This window comes from Amycolatopsis sp. cmx-4-83 (assembly GCF_046548815.1).
Taxonomy (GTDB): domain Bacteria; phylum Actinomycetota; class Actinomycetes; order Mycobacteriales; family Pseudonocardiaceae; genus Amycolatopsis; species Amycolatopsis pretoriensis_A.
Genome location: NZ_JAEBEF010000018.1, coordinates 167584 through 185056 on the forward strand (window position 1 = coordinate 167584; position 17473 = coordinate 185056).

The following is a 17473-nucleotide window of genomic DNA, read 5'->3' on the forward strand; positions in this document are numbered from 1 at the left end:
ATCACCCGTCTGCCGACACGGATCGGGGTGGTTAGCGTTTCCGGCGCAGTCCGGACTTCAGCTTGCGCCCGAGGAACAGCGCCGGCCACGCCCCCGCGACGCCGACGCCGAGCGGGATCCCGCTCTGCCACGCCGGTGCGCCGAGCGCCACCGGCTGCGCCGACTCCTGCGGGTTGTGGTCGCTGATCCCGCCCCAGCGGCTCGGCGGGAGGACGATGATCCGCGCCTTGCCGATGATGTTGTCCACGGGGACCGCACCGTTCACGCCGCCGCCACCCTGGAACCGGGAGTCGTCGGAGTTGTTGCGGTTGTCGCCCTGGACCCAGACCATCCCGGCCGGCACCTTGACCGGATCGAAGGTCTTCTGCTCCTGGACCGACGGGTCTTCCCAGTGGATGTACGGCTCGTCGAGCGCCTTGCCGTCCACGATCATCCGGCCCTGCGGGTCGCAGCACTGGACGGTCTGGCCGCCGACGGCGATGACCCGCTTGACGAAGTCGCGCTCGTCCGGCGGGGCGAACCCGACCAGCGAGCCGAGCCCCTGGATGGCGCGGACGACGATGTTGCCCGACTCCTGCGGCGCGATCTCGTTGTTGATCCACGCCGGCGGGCCCTTGAACACGATCACGTCGCCCGGGGAGGGCTCGGTGAAGTCGTAGGTGACCCGGTCGACGAGGATCCGGTCGCCGTGGCAGCCGGGACACCCGTGCAGCGTCGCCTCCATGGACCCCGAAGGGATCATGAAGACTTTCGCGAGGAATGTCTGGATCAGGATCGTGAGCACCAGGGCGATCACGAGCAGGATCGGCAGTTCCTTCCAGAACGACCGTTTCTTGGCGGGCTTGGCTCGCCGCCGGCGGGATCCCCCGCGCTCCTCGGATCGGGACAGCCGCGGCTGGTCCTCTTCGGAGCGATCGGGGTCATCCTCGGGAGCGTTCTGGGACACGGGTTCGGCCACGTCGTCAGGCTACCGGTAACCGGGTTGTGACTCAGTTAGCCGAGGCCGTCTCGCGGTTCTCGCGGCGCTCCTTGATCTTGGCCTTCTTGCCGCGCAGGTCGCGCAGGTAGTAGAGCTTCGCGCGCCGCACGTCACCGCGCTTGTGGACCTCGACCTCGGCGATGTTCGGCGAGTGCACCGGGAAGGTGCGCTCGACGCCCACGCCGAAGGAGATCTTGCGGACGGTGAAGGTCTCCCGGATGCCGCCGCCCTGACGGCGGATCACGACGCCCTGGAAGACCTGGTTGCGCTCGCGGTTGCCCTCGATGACGCGGACGTGCACCTTGAGCGTGTCGCCCGGGCGGAAGTCCGGGATGTCGGAACGCAGCGACTGCTTGTCCAGCGCGTCCAGGGTGTTCATCGGTGGTCCGTCCTCGTCTTCGTATGGCTTGCGTACACGACCCCGGGCGCGCAACGGTGGCGCTGCGGGCGACCCAGGGGGCTGCTGGCGGGCTCGCGGACGACGAGGTCCACTCACGCCAACCTGTCAAGTATCGCAGACGCCGGCACCGGTCGAGCAACCGGCCCTAAGCCTGCCGGGGGTCCAAGCCCTCGAGGACCCCGCGATCGTGCTTGTCGAGACTACCTTCGGGCAGCGCGGCCAGGAGATCGGGGCGGCGCCGGGCGGTGCGTTCGAGGGCCTGGTCGCGCCGCCAGCGGTCGATCAGCGCGTGGTTCCCGGACCGCAGCACGTCGGGCACGGCGAGCTCGCGCCACACCTCCGGGCGCGTGTAACTGGGCCCCTCGAGGAGGCCGTCGGAGAACGAGTCCTCGGCGGCCGAACGCGAATTCCCCAGCACCCCGGGCAGCAGCCGGACAACGGCCTCGACCATGACGAGCACCGCGGCCTCGCCGCCGACCAGGACGTAGTCGCCGATCGACACCTCGTCGACCGGCATCCGGCGGGCGGCGTCGTCGACGACGCGCTGGTCGATGCCCTCGTAGCGACCGCAGGCGAACACCAGGTGCTGCTCTTCGGCGTACGCGTGGGCCAGTTCCTGGGTGAACGGCCGGCCCGCCGGCGTCGGCACGACGAGCCGCGTCTCGGGACGGCAGACGTCGTCCAGGGCCGGGCCCCAGATCTGCGGCTTCATGACCATGCCGGGACCGCCGCCGTACGGAGCGTCGTCGACCGCGCGGTGCACGTCGTGGGTCCAGTCGCGCAGGTCGTGCACGCCGACCTCGATGAGGCCGCGGTCGATCGCCCGGCCCAGCAGCGCGGCGCGCAGCGGGTCGAGGTATTCGGGAAAGATCGTGACGACGTCGATCCGCATCTCAGGCGTCCAGGAGCCCTTCCGGCGGGTCGAGCACGACCCGGCCGCCGCCGATGTCCACGGTGGGGACGATCGCGCGGACGAACGGCACCAGCACCTCGCGGCCGTCGACGTCCAGTTCGAGCAGTTCGCCCGCGGGCGAGTGGACGACTTCGACGACCTTGCCGACGACGGTGCCGTCGATCAGCTCGGCCCGCAGGCCGGCCAGCTCGTGGTCGTAGAACTCGTCCGGGTCGCCGGTGGGCGGCAGTGTGTCGGTGTCGGCGAGCAGGAGGGCGCCCCGCAGCGTCTCGGCGACGTCGCGGGTCAGTACCTCCTCGAAACGCACCAGCAGCCGCCCGCTGTGTTCGCGGGCGGCTGCAATGGTGAGTTCCCTTTTGCTGCCGTCACGCAGCTTCGTCAGCACGGCCGCACCGACGCGGAAGCGCTCATCCGGCGAATCCGTGCGCACGTCCACCGCGAGTTCCCCGCGGATTCCGTGCGCCTTGGCGATGCGGCCGACTACGACGTCCATCCTGACCGTTTTCCGAGAAGGCTCAGCGGTCGGTGTCGACGACGTCGACGCGGACGCCGCGGCCACCGATGCCGCCCATGACGGTGCGCAGGGCAGTCGCCGTGCGACCACCCCGGCCGATCACCTTGCCGAGGTCGTCGGGGTGCACGTGCACCTCGAGCGTGCGGCCACGGCGCGTGGTCAGCAGCTCGACCCGGACCTCGTCCGGGTTGTCGACGATCCCGCGCACCAGGTGCTCGAGGGAGTCAGCCAGAAAGCTCACTCGGCCTTCTCACCCTCGGTGGCTTCGGCCTTCTCGGCCTCGGCCTTCTTGGGGGCGGACTTCTTCTTCGGCGTGGTGGCCTCGGTGGAGGGCTCCTCGCCGGCCGCGGCCAGCGCCGCGTTGAACAGGTCCTGCTTGGACGGCTTCGGCTCGGCCACCTTCAGGGTGCCCTCGGCGCCCGGCAGGCCCTTGAACTTCTGCCAGTCACCGGTGATCTCCAGCAGGCGCTGGACCGGCTCGGTCGGCTGCGCGCCGACGTTCAGCCAGTACTGGGCGCGCTCGGAGACGACCTCGATCAGGCTCGGCTCTTCCTTCGGGTGGTACTTGCCGATCGTCTCGATGGCCTTGCCGTCCCGGCGGGTGCGCGCGTCGGCGACGATGATGCGGTAGTACGGCGCACGGATCTTGCCGAGGCGCTGCAGCTTGATCTTGACGGCCACGGGTGTGGGTTCTCCTCGAATCTCTCTGGTGCTGGGCTGGGCGCACGCGGGCCGAGTGGGGACACGGTCGCGGGCACCCGAAGGTCAGGAGCTTTCGCACGGTGAGAGGGTCCGGCGGAAGCAGGCAGTGACCCATTCTGCCAGACGGCCGCCGCGGGCCCGGAAAGAGGCTCAGAAAGAGGCCACGCCGAGCGCGCCGAGCAGGATCGTGAGCGCCGGGAGGAAGTTGTTGACCTGGTGCGCGACGATGCTGCCCGGCAGCCGTCCGGTGACCAGCCGCGCCAGGCCGATCGGGACCGCGATGACCAGCAGCAACGTCGTGCGCAGCGGCTCGAGGTGGCTCGCCGCGAACACCGCCGTGGACAGCAGGAACGCGGCCACGCGGCCCCAGCGCTCGCTGCGCCACTGCAGCTGCTCGGCGGCGCCCCACAGCAGGCCGCGGTAGATGATCTCCTCGCAGATCGGGCCGAGCAGCCAGAGGTAGACGAACATCACCACGGCCGCCGAAACCGACATCCGGCGGTCCTCGACCAGCGCGCTGATCGCCGACGTCGCGTTGGCGTCGCCGACGAAGCGCGTCCACAGGTAGGCGGCGACCGTGGTGAAGACGAGCCCGACGCAGCCGTAGCGCACGCCGGTGCGGACGTCGGCCCAGCGCCACTCGATCCGCAGGTCGACGATCGGCCCGTTGCCGCGCACGTAGGTGATCAGGACCGCGACGCCCGCGGCGATCATCGTCGGCAGCATGGTGCCGAGCAGCACGACGCGCATCGGCAGCGGACCGGGTCCGGTGTCCCCGACCAGCACGGACACGAACGCGGCACTGGAGAGCAGGACGGCTTCGACGAGGAGGAACGCACCGAACCCCCACTTGTGCCGCGGCACCGGGGGCAGGAACTCGGTCGAGGCGGGCTCCTCGGGCTCGGGGAAGGGTGCGGCGCCGGCAGCCGGGTCCCGGGGCTGGGAAGTGGTCACGCCTTGCCCTCCGCGTCGCTCGGCTCCTGCTTCGAGCCTAGCGGCCGGGCGGTGATCACACAGTATCCGTCCGACTACTGTCCATCGATCTTCGCAACGTTCAGTGCGCGACGAACAGCAGCACGGCGGGCGGGAGGTTGTTGGCGGCGTGGGCGATCACGCCGGCGCTGACGCGGCCCGAAAGGTGCCGGGCGAGCCCGATCGCGATGCCCTGGCCGATCAGCGCGATCGTGCGGGTCGGCTCGCCGTGGAGCTGCGCGAACACCACCGACGTCAGCAGGAGCACCACCCACGGCGGGACGCGGTGGAAGGCCAGCGCGTTCCAGAGCGTGCCGCGGACCAGCAGTTCTTCGGTGATCGGGGCGCCGGCGATGACGATCACCGCGGCCAGCACCAGCCACACGGTGTCGCCGTCGAAGGTGTCGGCGAGATCGGTCAGCGGGCTGTCGGAGGCGTCGTCGGCGCCGTAGACCGCGATCAGCACCAGGTTGAGCCCGTAGCCGACGACCAGCGCGAGCACCCCGCAGGCGAGGCCGATCCGGACGTCGCGCCAGGTCGGTTTGAGCCCGAAGTCGGCGCGCAGCCCGTGACCCCACCGCCACGAACCGACCGCCGGGCCGAGGCCGAGCAGGAGGTTGGGCACGAAGGCGAGGAGCAGGAGCGGGCCGATGTCGCGCAGCTCGAGGGGGTCGAACTCGCCGACGTTGCGGTTCACCGCCGCGGCGATGATCAGGTTGATCAGGTAGTAGCCCGCGATCCCCGCGATGAACGCCACGAAACACCAGTGCGCTCCCAGTACGCGCCGTGCGCCGTCGTCGTCCGTCACGCTCCCCACGCTAAAGTGCCGCCCCCGCAAGGAAAACGGCGGGGGTCTACGCGTGGACGACGCCGCCGAGCACGATGTGCGAGGGATGCCGCAGCACGCCCAGGTCGTCGCGCGGGTCGCTCGGGTAGACGAGCAGGTCGGCCGGGGCGCCGTCGGCGATGCCGGGGTGGCCGAGCCAGTCGCGGGCGGCCCAGGACGCGCTCGCGAGGGCCTGCTCGCGGGTCATGCCCGCGCGGTGCAGCGCCTCGATCTCGTCCACGAGCCTGCCGTGCTCGACCATGCCGCCGGCGTCACTGCCCGCGAAGACGCGTACGCCCGCTTCGACGGCCGTCGCGACCATCTCGCCGACGCCGGCGTGCAGCGCCCGCATGTGCGCCGCGTAGGCCGGGTACTTGCCCGCCTTGTCCGCGATGCCGGGGAAGTTCTCGATGTTGATCAGCGTCGGCACCAGGGCGATGTCGTGGCGGGCCAGCTCGCCGAGCTGGCCGGCGCTCAGTCCGGTGCCGTGTTCGAGGCAGTCGATGCCGGCCGCGATCAGGCCGGGCAGCGCCGCTTCGCCGAACACGTGCGCGGTGACGCGGGCGCCGTTTTCGTGCGCCACCTCGACGGCTTCGGCCAGGACGTCGTCCGGCCACAGCGGCGCGAGGTCGCCGACGCCGCGGTCGATCCAGTCCCCCACCAGCTTGACCCAGCCGTCGCCGTCCCGCGCCTGCTCGGCGACCGCGCCGGGCAGCTGCGAGGGGTCGTCCAGCTCGATGCCGAGGCCGGGGATGTACCGCTTGGTCAGGGCGAGGTGCTGCCCGGCGCGGATGATCGTCGGCAGGTCGGCCCGCGCCTGCAGGGGCCGGACGTCGATCGGGAGGCCGCAGTCGCGGATGAGCAGCGTGCCCGCCGCCCGGTCCTGCAGCGCCTGCTCGGTCGCCTCTTCGAGCGAGACGGGGCCGCCGACGCCGATGCCGGGGTGGCAGTGAGCGTCGACCAGGCCGGGCACCAGGAAGACGTCCCGGCCCAGCGACTCGGCGTCCGGGACCGGCTCGAACGAGATCCGGCCGCCGGTGATCCAGAGTTCGCGGGACTCGCCGCCGGGCAGGACCACCCCGGCGGCGTGCAGCGCCGTGCTCAATTGTCCTTCGGGTTCTTCGGCAGCTTGAACTTCGACGGGTCGAAGCCCGGGACGTCGTTCATGCCGCCCAGCTGCGAGAGGTCCGGCATACCGCCCGGCATCTGGCCGCCCGGGGGCAGCATCGGCATGCCGCCGGGGAAGCCGCCGCGGACCTTGGGCTGGGTCGGGCCGCGGCCCTTCTTGCCCTTCTTGCCCTTGCGCGACTTGGAGCCGCCGCCCCCGCCGCCGAAGCCGAACCGGCCGGCCATCTGCGCCATCATCTTGCGGGCTTCGAAGAACCGGTTGACCAGGTCGTTGACCTCGCGGACGGTGACGCCGGAGCCGTTGGCGATGCGCAGCCGGCGCGAGCCGTTGATCATCTTCGGGTCGTCGCGCTCGGCCGGGGTCATGCCGCGGATGATCGCCTGCAGCTTGTCCAGGTGCTTGTCGTCGACCTGGGCCAGCTGGTCCTTCATCTGGCCGGCACCCGGGAGCATGCCGAGCAGGTTGCCGATCGGGCCCATCTTGCGGACCGCGAGCATCTGCTCGAGGAAGTCCTCCAGGGTGAGCTGGCCGCTGGACAGCTTCGCCGCGGCCTTCTCGGCCTCACCCTGGTCGAAGGCCTGCTCGGCCTGCTCGATCAGGGTGAGGACGTCACCCATGCCGAGGATCCGCGACGCCATCCGGTCCGGGTGGAAGGTGTCGAAGTCCTCGAGCTTCTCGCCGTTGGAGGCGAAGAGGATCGGCTGGCCGGTGACCTCGCGGACGCTCAGCGCGGCACCACCGCGGGCGTCGCCGTCGAGCTTGGTGAGCACGACGCCGCTGAAGCCGACACCGTCCTGGAACGCCTGGGCCGTGGTCACGGCGTCCTGGCCGATCATCGCGTCGACGACGAACAGGACCTCGTCCGGCTCGACCGCGTCGCGGATGTCCGCGGCCTGCTTCATCAGCTCTTCGTCGACGCCGAGGCGGCCCGCGGTGTCGACCACGACGACGTCGTGCTGCGCGTGCTTGGCCTCGGCGATGGCGCGGCGGGCGACGTCGACCGGGTCGCCGACGCCGTTGCCGGGCTCGGGCGCGAAGGTGACGACGCCGGCGCGCTCGCCGACGACCTGCAGCTGCGTGACGGCGTTCGGGCGCTGGAGGTCGCAGGCGACCAGCATCGGCGCGTGGCCCTGCTTCTTCAGCCACAGCGCGAGCTTGCCGGCGAGCGTCGTCTTGCCGGCACCTTGCAGACCGGCGAGCATGATCACGGTCGGCGGCGTCTTGGCGAGGTTGAGCCGGCGCGTCTCGCCGCCGAGGATCGCGACGAGCTCCTCGTTGACGATCTTGACGACCTGCTGCGCGGGGTTGAGCGCCTGGGAGACCTCGGCGCCCTTCGCCCGCTCCTTGATCTTCGCGATGAAGGCCTTGACCACGCCGAGGGCGACGTCGGCCTCCAGCAGCGCGATGCGGATTTCGCGCGCGGTGGCGTCGATGTCGGCGTCGGACAGCCTGCCCTTGCGCGTGAGCGTCTGCAGGGCGGCGGTGAGCCGATCGGAGAGGGTGTCGAACACGGGTGTGCACGCTCCAGCTGGGTCGAGAGTGGCGCGCCGGACGAGGCCGGCCCCTCCGAGGGTAGTCGCTCCGGCTCCTTCTCTTCGCGGGTACGCACACGTACTACGCATGTGTGTACTAACACGGTCACTACTTCCGGAAAAAAACTGGAACCATGCCCGCGATTCGGTAAACATACGTGTATGACTTCCGTGCCCGTGCTCCGAGAACCGGCCACCGACGCCGACGAGCCGGTCCCGCTGCGGCGGATCGCCGGCCTGTTCCGCCCGCACCGCGGGCCCCTCGCCGCGCTGTTCGCGCTGATCGTGGTGCAGGCCGGCCTCGGCGTCGTCTCGCCGTTCCTGCTGCGCGAGATCCTCGACGACGCCCTGCCGCACCGCGACACGCTGCTGATCAGCCTGCTGGCCGCGGGGATGATCGTCTGCGCGGTCGGCAGCGGCTCCCTCGGCGTCGCCACCACCGGCCTGTCGAACACGATCGGGCAGCGCGTGATGAACGAGCTGCGCGTCTCGGTCTACGGCCACCTGCAGCGGATGTCGCTCGGCTTCTTCACGCGGACGAAGAGCGGCGAAGTGCTCTCGCGCGTCTTCAACGACATCGGCGGCGTCGACAACGTCATCACCACGACCGCGGGTTCGGTGGTGCAGAACGCGACCACGACGATCGCCATCACCGCCGCGCTGATCGCGCTCGACTGGCAGCTGGCGGGGCTGTCACTGGTCGTCGTCCCGCTGTTCCTGCTGTTCACGCTGCGGCTGGGCAAGCGGCGGCGGACGCTGGCCCGCGGCCGGACCCGGCGGATGGCCCGGCTGACGACGATGGTCGAGGAGTCCCTGTCCGTCACCGGCGTGCTGCTCGCCAAGACGATGGGCAACGAGCGGGCGGTGCGCGAGCGCTTCGGCGCCGAGTCGCGGGAGATCGCGGCGCTCGAACGGGCCGCCGCGCTGGCCGGGCGCTGGCAGACGGCGTCGCGCGGGATGAGCCTGACCGTCATCCCGGCGCTGGTCTACTGGATCGCCGGGCTCGCGCTGGCCGGCGGCGCGTCGCCGTTCTCCCTCGGCACCGTGGTGGCGTTCACCAGCATGCTCAACCGGCTGGTCGCGCCGGCGACCGCGATGCAGACCATCGGGCAGAACGTGGCGACGTCGAAGGCGCTGTTCGGGCGCATCTTCGAGGTGCTCGACCTGCCGGTGGAGATCGCCGACAAGCCCGGTGCGCGCTCGCTCGAGGTGCGCCGCGGCGACGTCTCGATGCGCGGGGTCTCGTTCCGCTACGACTCCGACGGCGGGTGGACGCTGCGGGACATCGACCTCGACGTCCCGGCCGGGACCACGACGGCGCTGGTCGGCGCGACCGGTTCGGGCAAGACGACGCTCGCCTACCTGGTGGCGCGGCTGTACGAGGTGAGCGCCGGTTCGGTGAAGATCGACGACATCGACGTCCGCGACGTCACGCTGGCTTCGCTCGCGGCGGGCGTCGGGCTGGTTTCGCAAGAGACCTACCTGTTCCACGACACGGTGCGGGAGAACCTGCGCTTCGCGAAGCCGGACGCGACCGACGAGGAGATCGAGCTGGCGGCGAAGGCGGCGCACATCCACGACACCCTCGCCGGGCTGCCGGAGGGGTACGACACGGTCGTCGGCCAGCGCGGCTACCGGTTCTCCGGCGGCGAGAAGCAGCGGATGGCGATCGCCCGGATCCTGCTGCGCAACCCGCCGGTGCTCATCCTCGACGAAGCGACCAGCGCCCTGGACACCCGCACGGAACGCTCGGTGCAGGCCGAGCTCGACCGGCTCGCGGCGGGACGCACGACGCTGACCATCGCGCACCGGCTGTCCACTGTGGAACACGCGGACCAGATCGTGGTGCTGCACGAAGGCCGGATCGCCGAACGCGGGACGCACGCGGAGCTGCTGGCGCGCGATGGGCGGTATGCCCGGCTGGTGCGCGGAACCGCCTAACCTGGATCCATGCACCCGGACCCCGACACCGCTTCGCGCGTGAGCGCCGACGCCGAGCTCGCCGACCTGGCCTGGCGGGTCCGCGAGGGCGTCGGCCGGCTCAACTGGCGGATGCGCGCCGAGCGCGACCCGAGCGGTCCGGGCCCGGCGGTGCTCGCGGTGCTGAGCCGGCTCTACCGGGCGGGCACGCACACGCCGACCGAGCTGGCCGAGGCGGAACGGCTGCAGCCGCAGTCGCTGACGCGGATCCTGGCCTGGGTGTCGGAGCGCGAGCTCGTGACTCGGACGACCGATCCGGAGGACGGGCGGCGGTCGTTGATCAGCATCACGCCGGCGGGGCTGGCGGTGCTGCGGGAGTACAGCGTGCAGCGGGAACGGTGGCTGGCGGCGGCGCTGGAGTCGACGTTGTCGCCGACTGAGCGGCAGCTGCTGAAGCTGGCGGCGGATCTGCTGGTGCGGGTGGCGGACGCCTGAGGTCAGTGCGTGTGGTTTGCCCTGGTCGCGACCCACTTGGGTACTGCGGAGTCACGCAGGCCGGCGTCGTCCGTGACGATCCGTTCGGCGGGGAAGATCCGCTCGAGGTTGCTCACGACTGCGTCGCCGTAGTCGACGGGGATGATCGTTGCGTTCTCGTTCAGCTCAGTCGCGAGCATCGAGCTGACGATCTGGTCTGACGGCGGCAGGCTGAAGCCGATGATCACGAGCTCGTCTGCTTGGCGGAGTGCCTCCGCGGCTTGACGCCAATCGCTCGGATCGTTTTGTTCACGTAGTACGGGCTCTTCACCGCCACCGGCGGCCGCCCGCCGGCGCTCAAGTCACTTCGGATGGCCGAAGAAAGGTCGGCCATCGTCGACATGTGCTCACTGATCGCGTGGCTGAAGCCCGAGCCGAGCAGGTGAACCGAGGATGTCACCGCGCCTCCCGCACCGAACGAGCAAGCGCAACTCCGACGAGGAACGCCTGAAAGCCGCCGTGGAGACCCCTCGATCCCTCCACGGCGGCTTTCACGACTCCCCTCGTCCGCGCCGCCTCCCCGCGGTGCGGACACGGGTTCCGGGAACGGGCCGCTCCTCCGTCGGCCCGCCCCGGAACCCTGGTCCCCGGACGGCTCACCTCCCCAGGGGCCGTCCGGATCCCCCCTCGTCAGCGATCCGGTATCCGCTGACAGGACGAAGTCTGCCGCTCCGGAGGCGGCCGGTTGAGTGTGAGAACCCTCAATTACCCGTGGGTAGTAGTACTCAAGACGTCTTCGCGCGCCCGCGGCCCGCCGCTCGCTTCGCCGTCGTACGCGCCTTCGCCGCCCTCGACGCGGCGGTCTTGGCCTTCGCGACGGCGTCGGGGCGCGCGTCCGCGGCCGTCTCCTGCAGCGCCGCCAGCAGGCGGGTGACACCGTCCGCCTGCTCGGCCGCCGTGGGCTGGACGACCTCGGCGCCGTCGATCTTCGACTGGATCAACGCCTGGAGCGCTTCGCGGTAACGGTCGGGCACGCGGCCGGGGTCGAACTCGCCGGTCAGCTCCTCGATGAGGTTCACCGCGCGGCGCAGCTCGCCGGGCCGGATGTCGACGTCGGCGTGGCGGAACGGGAAGTCGGGCTCGCGCACCTCGGCGGGCCACAGCATGGTTTCGAGCACGATCACCTGGTCGCGCACGCGCAGGGCGCCGAGTGTCTCGCGGCGGCGAAGCGCGACAGTCACCAGCGCGACCCGGCCCGACTGCTGCAGCGCCTCGCTGAACAGCACGTACGGCTTCGTGCCCGCCGGCTCGGGTTCGAGGTAGTAGCTGCGCGCGAACCAGATCGGGTCGACGTCGGCGAGCGGGGCGAAACCGCGGATGGCGATCGTGCGGGCCGGCATCGGCAGCGACGCGAGTTCGTGGTCGGACAGCAGGACGACGTCGCCGCCCGGGACCGGGTAGCCGCGGACCATCTCCGCCGGCGGCACCTCTTCGCCGTCGACCTCGCACACGCGCTTGACGCGGACGCGGCCGCCGTCGGTTTCGTGGACCTGGTGCAGCGGGATCTCGCGCTCTTCCGTCGCGCTGTACGCCTTCACCGGAACGGCGTAACTCCCGAACCCGATCGTGCCCGACCAGACGGCCCGCATGCGCACCACCTCCGCAGGTCCCAGGCTAGCCAGGCGATCCCGCGGGCCGACAGCTACAAACGGGTGTCAGGCGCGACGGATTCGCTCACACATTCGAACGACGGCGTGACCGCGTCGAGCGCTTCGGCCGAACAGCGGGACGCGACAGCGGCCGCGCGGAGCACCTCGGTGACCACCTCGACGTCCAGCGGCGGGGCCGCGGCGAGCGCGTCCGCCCCCGCTCCGACGCGGGCGGCGAGCCCGGCGAGCGCGCGCGAAATGGCTTCCTGGCCGGCCACGAGCTGGGCGACGACGTCGGTGAGCTCGGCGGTCGTCGCGCCCGGGCCGCCGCAGCGCAGGCCCGCGGCGAGCTCCTCGGCGCACGACCGCAGGTGGGAGGCGACGACGGTCGGCGGCAGCGTCAGCCGATCCTGCATTCGCGCACCCCCTCGGTCAGAGCAGCCATAGTGCCACCGCACGCGCCGTGACCTGATGCGACACACCGCCGCCTGCTTATTTGACCGACCGTTCTCAAAACGGCTAAGGTTTCGCTCGTGTCCCGGGTCAAGGAGTTCGACGTCGACGAAGCCTGCGACGCCGCGCTCACGCTCTTCCGGCAGCAGGGGTACGAGGCGACGTCGGTCAGCGACCTCGTCACGCACGTCGGCGTCGCCAAGGCCAGCCTGTACGCGACCTTCGGGTCGAAGCACGACTTCTACGTGACGGCGTTGAAGCGGTACGCGGAGCGGGCCGACGCGCGGGTGCTGGCCGAGTTGTCGGGCCCGGGCTCGGGGGTGGCCGCCGTACGCCGGCTTTTCGACGGCTACCTGGCGGAAATCCTCGGCGACGAGACAAAGATGGGCTGCTTCGTCGTCAACGCGGCGATCGAGCTGCTCCCCCGCGACCCCGAGGTCGCCCGGCTGGTGGAACGCAGCTGGGACACCCTCGAGGTCGCGCTCACCATGGCGCTCGAGCGCGCCAAGGCGCAGGGCGAACTCGCCGCCGGCAGCGAACCGGCGGCGCTCGCGCGCTTCCTGCTGACCGTGCTGCAGGGCCTGCGCGTGCTGGGCAAGGGCGCGGACGCTTCACGCCGGCTGGACGCGGCCGTCTCACAGGCAATGCGCCTCATTCAGGACTGATCGGACCAGAAAGAAGGCATGCGATGGGGGCACGGTTCACGGGCAAGGTCGTCCTGGTGACGGGCGGCGGTTCGGGCATCGGGCGGGAGACGGCGCGGGCGTTCGCGGCCGAGGGCGCGACGGTGGTCGTCGCCGGGCGCGACGAGCAGCGGCTGGCGGCCGTGGTGGAGGAGATCGGCGGCGACGCGGTGACGGTGGACGTCACCGACCCGGCGGACGTGGCGCGGATGGTCGAGACGATCGTCGCGCGGCACGGCGGGCTGGACGTCGCGGTCAACAACGCGGGCATCCTCGGGTCGCCGGCGCCGGCCGCGGACCTCGACGAGGACGGCTTCGGCGCGGTGCTGGCCACGAACGTCACCGGGACGTGGCTGTGCCTGAAGCACGAGGTCGCGCACATGCGGGCGCACGGCGGCGGCGCGATCGTCAACATCGCGTCGAACATCGGCGCGCACGGGCGGCTGCCGAACATGGCGGCCTACGCGGCGTCGAAGGCCGCGGTGAGCGCGCTTACCCGCACGGCGGCGCGCGACCACATCGGCGAGGGGGTCCGCATCAACGCGGTCAGCCCGGGCGCGACGGACACCGGGATGTCGTTGCGCCCCGGCGAGACGGACGCCGATCGCGCCGAGCGGGTGAAGGGCGCGATCCCGCTGGGCCGGGTGGGTGCCACCGCCGAGGTGGCGGCCGCGGTGCTGTGGCTGGCTTCGGACGAAGCGGCCTTCACCGTCGGGCACGACCTGGTGGTCGACGGCGGCGCGACCGCCTGACCGGCGGCCCCACCCGGGCCCGCGGCGTTCCTTCAGGACTCACGGTTGCGCACGGGGCTCTCCTCCCGGGAGTGCGGACGGGCGGGCGGGGCTCACGACTCGCGATTGCGCACGGGGCTGCTCCTCTCGGGCGTGCGGGCGGATGGCTGGGGGTTCAGGACTCGCGGTTGCGCACGGGGCGCTCCTCTCCGGCGTGCGGACGGGCGGCTCGGCTCACGACTCGCGGTTGCGCACGGCAGGACTCCTTCCGGATGTGCTGACGGATGGCTGCGGTTCAGGACTCGCGGTTGCGCACGGGGCTCTCCTCTCCGGCGTGCGGACGGGCGGCTGGCGTGGGCTTCAGGACTCGCGATTGCGCACGGCACTACTCCTTCCGGGCGTACGAACAGGACAGTGACGAGTCAGGATTCGCGGTTGCGCATGACGGCGGCTCCCTTCGCTGCTCCGATCGTGTGGCACTCGTCGATCGCGGCCGCCCGGTGTGGTGGGGTGGACGCGGATCGTCGGCTCACCAGGGGAGTTGGACCGCCTTGAGTATGGACGGCGCCCGTCCGGCCGAACGCCACGCGGCCAGGATCCGAGGGGCGCTGAACCCTGCTCGCTGGACGCTCTGGCGGCAGCGCCGATCGCTCGTCTTCTACTGCTTCCTCGTCGAGTCCGTCGCGCTCGTGGCCACCGTCTGGACGGCCGCCGAAGTACCCGTGCGGACGTGGGACGTGGCCGTCCTCGGGGTGCTCGCCGGGCTCGGGGTGCTGCAGGCGGAGCTGGGCCGTCAGGTCGAGCGCGTCCGGCGGCTGGTGTCGGACACCCCGCACATCAACCTGACGTCGGTCTGGACGTTCGCCGGCGTGCTGCTCCTGCCGCCCGCGCTCGTCACGGCGTTGATCGCCGTCCTCTACCTGCACCTGGCGACGCGCAGCCTCGCGCGGATCAAGCGCGTGCCGCCGTTCCGGACCACGCTGAACGCGACGCTCGTCGTCATCACCTGCTACGCGGCCGAGTTCGTGCTGAGCCGCCTCGGCGTCCCCGACATGTACACGGCGCTGACGTCGGGCTGGCGGGGCGTCACGGCCATCGCGCTCGCCGCGGCGGCGTACTTCCTGGTCTCGGCGGTCACGATCCTGCCGGCGCTGACCATCACGACGCGCTCGGTGAAGGCGTTCTTCGGCGGCCTCGGCGACAACCTCCTCGAGGTCGCGACGCTGTGTCTGGGCCTGCTCACGGCGCTGACGCTGGCGACGCTGCCCGCGCTCGCCGTCGCGATCGTGCCGCCGCTGCTGGTGCTGCACCGGGCGGTGCTGATCAAGCAGCTGGAGATCGCGGCGACGACCGACGAGAAGACCGGCCTGTTCAACACGACCGGCTGGCACGTGCTCGCTTCACGCGAGCTGGCACGCGCCCAGCGCAGCAAGCGGAGCACGTTCGGCGTGCTGATGATCGACCTCGACCACTTCAAGCTGATCAACGACGAGCACGGCCACCTGGCGGGCGACGCGGTGCTGCGCGCGGTCGCGGCGACGATCAAGAGCGCGGTCCGCGACTACGACTCGGTCGGCCGCTTCGGCGGCGAGGAGTTCGTGGTCCTGCTCCCGGAGATCGGCCCGGCGGCGGTCCTGGCGGTGGCGGAGCGCATCCGCTCGGCGATCGAGACGCTGAAGGTCGAGTACTTCGACGGCACGGCGTCCCGGGTGATCGGCGACCTGTCGGCATCGATCGGCGTGGCGACGTACCCGGACGGCGGCACGGCCGTCGACCGCCTGCTGCAGGCCGCGGACAAGGCCCTGTACCGGGCCAAGGACGCGGGCCGCAACCAGGTGGTCGACGGCACCGCGCCGGCTTAAGAAGCCGCCGCCGCCAGCCGCCAGAGGCCGCCGAGCACCTTCAGCAAGGTCTCCTGACGCTCTTCGAGGACGGCCGGGGTCCAGCCGTCCGACGCGAGCACCTGGGAAGTCAGCACGAACGGTGGCCAGCTCGTCTTCTCGAAGTACTTGGTCTTCTTCACCTCGAACTCGAGGTTGCTCGCCTGGGAGTTCTTCCGTTTCGAGAGCAGGACGAGGTTCGCCAGGCGGTGCACCCAGTAGACCCGTTCCTGCGCGGTGAACGAGTGGGTCCACACGCTGTCCACGTCCGGGGACTGCGGGAGGACGTGCTCCACGCTGATCAGTGGGTAACCGTCGTAGTTCGTTCCCCCGTCCGACAAGGCCGAGTCGAGGCGGAGCAGCACGTACAGGCGGATCCTCGTCACCGTGTAGATCTCCGCGCCCAGCTTCGCCAGGGTTTCCGCCTGTTCGTCCCCGGAAAGCTGCAGCGGGGACTCCGGGGCGTAGAGGTCGCGGTCCTTCTCCAGCCAGTCGAGGACGCGGCCGTACCGCTCGACCCGGCGGGTGATGTCCACCCGGCGCACGAGCATGCTGGCGGCGAGGCGTTCGAGGTCGCCGAGGAAACGCAGCAATGACGCGGAGTCGGCGGTCGGCCGGCTGAAGTAGCTGATCGCCGGCGGGATCCAGTCCGTGTTGTCGAGCTGTTTCAGCCAGGCCAGGAGCCGGTTGATCTCCTCGGCGCCCGGTCCCCCGGCGTAGCTGGCGCTCCTGACCACCTCGAAAGCGTCCGAAAAGGGAACCAGCACGTCGTCGATGAACTTCTTGCCGTCGGGTACCCGGCTCAGCACGGACGCCCGGAATTCCTTGAGGATCGACTCCCGGGCCTTCGTCTTCGCGTACACCATCCGGATGTGGGAGAAGAGATCGCCGAAGTCGTTTCGGCCGAGGTCGTCTTCCTCCTGTGCCCACTTGGTGGTGTAGGCGTCTTGGTCGGCTTCCGGGATCTTGCCGATGATCTCCGACTTCAGGATGTCGGTGTGGGTGAGGTCCAGGCCGCGTTCGTTGAGGACCGAGAAGATCCGGTAGGCGGACTCGAAGTCGACGGTCGCCACGACGACGAGGTAGGTGTACATGTCGATGAACGAGACCAGCCGCTCGCGCTCCACCGTCTCGAGCGCGTTCAACCGGGTCTTGAACAGCAGCGCGTTCTCGACCAGCCGGAGCCGACTGTCCGGCGTCACGTTCCGCAGGTCCGGCAGCAGGTCGTTGCCGGATCGCTCCTGGATGTACTTCTCGAAGAAGCCCTGGTCCTGATCCCGCAACCGGAGCCGCGGCTGGTCGGCGGTGCCCTTGATCGGGTCGCCCTTCTGGAAGATGCGCTTCTCGAGCGAAGCAGCGAACTCCGGCGAGACCTGTTCGCGGAGGACGCTGTAGAGCACCGTCAAGGTGGTGAGGCGCTGCTGTCCGTCGACCACCTCGGCGAGCGCCTGCTTTTCCGCTTTGACGAGGACGATGCTCCCCAGGAAGTAGGGATCCGATTCGGACAGCGAGTCTCTCGACCGGGAAGCGGCCAGGAGATCGTCGAACATCTCACCGGCCTGCTCCGTCGTCCACGCGTACGGGCGCTGGTAACGAGGGATGGTGAATTGGTAGGCGTCGTCGAAGATCTCGCCGACGGTGTGCTCCGCTGCTTGGATTTTGGTCCCGGCCATGCGGAAGATCTCGGTGAGCGGGCACCGGTCGTTACAGCCGTTA

Annotated in this window: 19 protein-coding genes; 5 read left to right on the forward strand and 14 right to left on the reverse strand. The window is 70.7% G+C overall.

Going from position 1 to position 17473, the window contains the following annotated elements; all coding sequences use genetic code 11:
* Nucleotides 1-31: 31 nt before the first annotated feature.
* From lepB to ffh, 10 genes are all read right to left on the reverse strand, one after another.
* The gene (lepB, locus tag ACLJQM_RS42605; RefSeq protein ID WP_247012980.1) at nucleotides 32-958 is read right to left on the reverse strand and encodes a signal peptidase I; all 927 of its coding nucleotides are present in this window, start codon (nucleotides 956-958) and stop codon (nucleotides 32-34) included.
* A 31-nt stretch (nucleotides 959-989) separates the two neighbouring features.
* Nucleotides 990-1358: a 50S ribosomal protein L19 gene (gene rplS / locus ACLJQM_RS42610; protein ID WP_086680529.1), complete on the reverse strand. Its 369-nt coding sequence runs from the start codon at nucleotides 1356-1358 to the stop codon at nucleotides 990-992.
* 166 nt (nucleotides 1359-1524) lie between these two features.
* A complete protein-coding gene (gene trmD / locus ACLJQM_RS42615) occupies nucleotides 1525-2271 on the reverse strand; it encodes a tRNA (guanosine(37)-N1)-methyltransferase TrmD (RefSeq protein WP_360783947.1) in 747 nt (248 codons plus the stop codon).
* Nucleotide 2272: 1 nt separating this feature from the next.
* A complete protein-coding gene (gene rimM / locus ACLJQM_RS42620; RefSeq protein WP_410636007.1) occupies nucleotides 2273-2785 on the reverse strand; it encodes a ribosome maturation factor RimM in 513 nt (170 codons plus the stop codon).
* 22 nt (nucleotides 2786-2807) lie between these two features.
* Nucleotides 2808-3047 carry an RNA-binding protein gene (locus ACLJQM_RS42625; RefSeq protein WP_003103110.1) on the reverse strand — a complete coding sequence of 80 codons (240 nt, stop codon included), beginning with the start codon at nucleotides 3045-3047 and terminating at the stop codon, nucleotides 2808-2810.
* Nucleotides 3044-3487 (reverse strand): 30S ribosomal protein S16, encoded by a 444-nt coding sequence (rpsP, locus tag ACLJQM_RS42630; protein ID WP_360783945.1) that lies wholly within the window; start codon nucleotides 3485-3487, stop codon nucleotides 3044-3046. The genes ACLJQM_RS42625 and rpsP overlap by 4 nt, the downstream gene beginning before the upstream one ends.
* Nucleotides 3488-3658: 171 nt before the next feature.
* Entirely contained in the window at nucleotides 3659-4462 is an 804-nt protein-coding gene (locus ACLJQM_RS42635; RefSeq protein WP_247012989.1) for a CPBP family intramembrane glutamic endopeptidase, read from the reverse strand.
* 100 nt (nucleotides 4463-4562) lie between these two features.
* Nucleotides 4563-5288 carry a CPBP family intramembrane glutamic endopeptidase gene (locus ACLJQM_RS42640; RefSeq protein WP_247012991.1) on the reverse strand — a complete coding sequence of 242 codons (726 nt, stop codon included), beginning with the start codon at nucleotides 5286-5288 and terminating at the stop codon, nucleotides 4563-4565.
* A gap of 46 nt (nucleotides 5289-5334) precedes the next feature.
* A complete protein-coding gene (locus ACLJQM_RS42645) occupies nucleotides 5335-6411 on the reverse strand; it encodes an amidohydrolase family protein (protein ID WP_410636008.1) in 1077 nt (358 codons plus the stop codon).
* A complete protein-coding gene (gene ffh / locus ACLJQM_RS42650) occupies nucleotides 6408-7946 on the reverse strand; it encodes a signal recognition particle protein (RefSeq protein ID WP_247012995.1) in 1539 nt (512 codons plus the stop codon). Before ffh ends, ACLJQM_RS42645 begins: the two co-directional genes overlap by 4 nt.
* A 183-nt stretch (nucleotides 7947-8129) precedes the next feature.
* Between ffh and ACLJQM_RS42655 the strand changes: the two genes are divergently transcribed.
* Nucleotides 8130-9908, forward strand: coding sequence for an ABC transporter ATP-binding protein (locus tag ACLJQM_RS42655; RefSeq protein ID WP_360783936.1), 1779 nt, complete (start codon nucleotides 8130-8132; stop codon nucleotides 9906-9908).
* Between the two features lie 9 nt (nucleotides 9909-9917).
* Nucleotides 9918-10382: a MarR family winged helix-turn-helix transcriptional regulator gene (locus ACLJQM_RS42660; RefSeq protein WP_290049963.1), complete on the forward strand. Its 465-nt coding sequence runs from the start codon at nucleotides 9918-9920 to the stop codon at nucleotides 10380-10382.
* Between the two features lie 2 nt (nucleotides 10383-10384).
* Here ACLJQM_RS42660 and ACLJQM_RS42665 read toward each other — a convergent pair whose 3' ends face one another.
* The 3 genes from ACLJQM_RS42665 to ACLJQM_RS42675 form a co-directional block, all read right to left on the reverse strand.
* On the reverse strand, nucleotides 10385-10609 hold the full coding sequence (locus ACLJQM_RS42665) for a hypothetical protein (protein WP_410636009.1): 225 nt from the start codon (nucleotides 10607-10609) through the stop codon (nucleotides 10385-10387).
* Between the two features lie 537 nt (nucleotides 10610-11146).
* Nucleotides 11147-12010 carry a Ku protein gene (locus tag ACLJQM_RS42670; protein ID WP_410636011.1) on the reverse strand — a complete coding sequence of 288 codons (864 nt, stop codon included), beginning with the start codon at nucleotides 12008-12010 and terminating at the stop codon, nucleotides 11147-11149.
* 53 nt (nucleotides 12011-12063) lie between these two features.
* Nucleotides 12064-12426, reverse strand: a complete 363-nt coding sequence (locus ACLJQM_RS42675; protein ID WP_360783927.1) for a hypothetical protein — start codon at nucleotides 12424-12426, stop codon at nucleotides 12064-12066.
* A 117-nt stretch (nucleotides 12427-12543) separates the two neighbouring features.
* On the opposite strand from ACLJQM_RS42675, the gene ACLJQM_RS42680 reads away from it, so the two are divergent.
* From ACLJQM_RS42680 to ACLJQM_RS42690, 3 genes are all read left to right on the forward strand, one after another.
* A complete protein-coding gene (locus ACLJQM_RS42680; protein ID WP_410636013.1) occupies nucleotides 12544-13128 on the forward strand; it encodes a TetR/AcrR family transcriptional regulator in 585 nt (194 codons plus the stop codon).
* A gap of 23 nt (nucleotides 13129-13151) precedes the next feature.
* On the forward strand, nucleotides 13152-13898 hold the full coding sequence (locus ACLJQM_RS42685; RefSeq protein WP_410636015.1) for an SDR family NAD(P)-dependent oxidoreductase: 747 nt from the start codon (nucleotides 13152-13154) through the stop codon (nucleotides 13896-13898).
* Between the two features lie 536 nt (nucleotides 13899-14434).
* Entirely contained in the window at nucleotides 14435-15739 is a 1305-nt protein-coding gene (locus ACLJQM_RS42690; RefSeq protein WP_410636054.1) for a diguanylate cyclase, read from the forward strand.
* Here ACLJQM_RS42690 and ACLJQM_RS42695 read toward each other — a convergent pair.
* Entirely contained in the window at nucleotides 15736-17430 is a 1695-nt protein-coding gene (locus ACLJQM_RS42695) for a DUF262 domain-containing protein (RefSeq protein ID WP_410636017.1), read from the reverse strand. The genes ACLJQM_RS42690 and ACLJQM_RS42695 overlap by 4 nt on opposite strands.
* Nucleotides 17431-17473 lie beyond the last annotated feature (43 nt).